The organism is Streptomyces sp. NPDC048496 (assembly GCF_043200055.1).
Classification (GTDB): Bacteria; Actinomycetota; Actinomycetes; order Streptomycetales; family Streptomycetaceae; genus Streptomyces.
On record NZ_JBICXB010000127.1, the window covers coordinates 1 to 2,144 of the forward strand.

Below are 2,144 nucleotides of genomic sequence, written 5' to 3' on the forward strand. Positions count from 1 at the left end.
AGCAGGTGAACGACGCAGGTCTGGACAATCGTTCGAGGCCAGACGGTCTCCACTGCTTCCGGCAGGCCCTTCAGCCCGATGCCCCTATGGATGTCAAGCCGCGAGAGCGTCGGGAACAGGCAGTGCAGCGGAGGCGATGGCCCGGTGGATCTCGCGGGCGACGTACCTCTTCAGGCAGCGGATGACCTCGCGTTTCGTCTTGCCCTCCGCGGTGCGTCGCAGGAGGTAGGCGCGGGAGCGTTCCTCCCAGCGCAGACGGGAGAGCACGATGCGGTAGAGGGCGGCATTGGCCTGTCGGTTCCCGCCGCGATTGAGCCGTCGGCGTTGGCTCTTGCCGGAGGAGCGTTCGACCGGGCTGACGCCGCACAGAGCGGCGAAGGACGCCTCGTCGCGGAGGCGGTCGTGGTTGTCGCCGGCGGCTATGAGCAGGATGGCCGCGCTGTCCGGGCCGACGCCAGTGAGTTCGAGCAACTTCGGGTTGTGAGCCTGGATGATCGCCGCGATCCGGCGAGTGAGCGTGGTGGTCTCGGCGGTGAGCTGCTTGATGCGGTGGGCCAGCAGGTTCAGGGCCTGGTGCACCGCGCTCGCCTGTGCGTCCAGGGCGGCGCATGCCTTGAACAGCGCCGGGTTCGAGAGCCCGGCAAGGGACTCGCGCAGCTGTGCCGGTGCGCTGACCAGGAGGGCCTTGAGCTGGTTGATGGCCTGGGTGCGGTTGCGGACCGCGGAGTCCTTGACGACCTTCAACACGCGAAGCTCCTCGACGGGGCCATCCTTGCTCTTCGGAGCCCCGGTGGCCCGTCCGCCCAGCACAGCTCGGGCGGCGGCTTCGGCGTCGACCGCGTCGGTCTTGCCCGAGCGGCGCCGGGCCGCCCGGTCGGGCCGGTTGACCTCGATGACCTTGATGCCTTCGGCAGCCAGGTGCCGGGCGAGCCCGGCACCGTAGGAACCGGTTCCCTCCACCCCGGCCTGTCGGACAGCTCCCAACGAGCGTGCCCATTCGGCGAGTTGACGGTATCCGGAGGTCGTGGCGGGGAACGACTGGGTGCCCAGCAGAGCGCCGAGATAGCTGACGACTGCGGCGACGTGTACGTCTTTGTGGGTGTCGACGCCGAGCACGGCGCTGGCGGAGTCCACGGGCGACTGTGCGGTGTCGCCGTTGTGAGGCATGCTGAGGATGGTCATGTGCCTGTCTCGATCGGTTCGCGGGCGGATGGCCGCCACCGGACCGGTCGGGCGGTCAGGACTGTGAGGGTGCCTGTCGCGAAGGCCCCTATCGGGACACGCCCGCCGGGCCGGCGGCAGCGAGCCCCGCACGGAACCGGGCCGACAGATCGGAGCTCAGGACACCTTGGTCAGTCGCAGACCGGGTCAAGCCGCGGCCCCGTGCGGGACACCATCATCCTCACAGTCACAGACCAGCATCAGGACATCGTCGACGCCCCTGTTCTTCAGATCCGTGAACACGCTCAGCCAGTACTTCGCGCCCTCGCCACCGTCACCGGCCCAGATCCCCAGGATGTCCCGGTGGCCCTCAGCGGTCACGGCCATGACGACGTAGACCGGACGGTTCGCGACCTGCCCGTCCCGGATCTTGACGTTGATCGCGTCAACGAACAGCACCGGATAGACGGAGTCCAGCGGCCGGTTGGACCATTCCGCCATCCCGTCCATCACCTTGTCCGTGATCGTGGTGATGGTCGCCTTGGACACGCTCGCGCCGTAGACCTCGGCCAGGTGCGCGGAGATCTCCCCGTGCGTCAGCCCCTTCGCCGACAGCGACAGCACCATCTCGTCCACCCCGGACAGGCGCCGCTGCCGCTTCTTGACGATCTGCGGCTCGAACGAACCCGCCACATCCCGGGGGACCTTCACCTCGACCGGGCCGACATCGGTCAGCACCGTCTTCACCCGCGTCCCGTTACGGGAGTTGCCGCTGCCCCGGCCCTCGGCATCGTGCTTCTCGTAGCCGAGGTGATCGGTGATCTCGCCCTCCAGGGCGGACTCCAGGACCCGCTTGGTCAGCTGCTGGAGCAGCCCACCCTCCCCGGTCAGCTGCAGACCCTCGCTGCGGGCCCGGTCCACGAGCATCGCGACCAACTGCTCGTCACTCGCCGGCACGGCCTCCGCCGCCGGCTCGCTTCCCG

At 68.8% G+C, this 2,144-nt stretch carries 1 protein-coding gene and 2 pseudogenes; all 3 read right to left on the reverse strand.

Going from position 1 to position 2,144, the window contains the following annotated elements; all coding sequences use genetic code 11:
* Positions 1-77: pseudogene (locus ACGFSA_RS35050) on the reverse strand (transposase); the annotation flags it as partial.
* A gap of 16 nt (positions 78-93) precedes the next feature.
* Positions 94-1,167 (reverse strand): IS110 family transposase, encoded by a 1,074-nt coding sequence (locus ACGFSA_RS35055; RefSeq protein WP_393310216.1) that lies wholly within the window; start codon positions 1,165-1,167, stop codon positions 94-96.
* A 240-nt stretch (positions 1,168-1,407) separates the two neighbouring features.
* A pseudogene (locus ACGFSA_RS35060) lies at positions 1,408-2,088 on the reverse strand (IS256 family transposase); the annotation flags it as partial.
* Positions 2,089-2,144: the final 56 nt, after the last annotated feature.

Coding starts and splice junctions, on each gene's coding strand:
- ACGFSA_RS35055 (WP_393310216.1), bottom strand. CDS start 1,167: ATGCCTCACAACGGCGACACCGCACAGTCGCCCGTGGACTCCGCCAGC.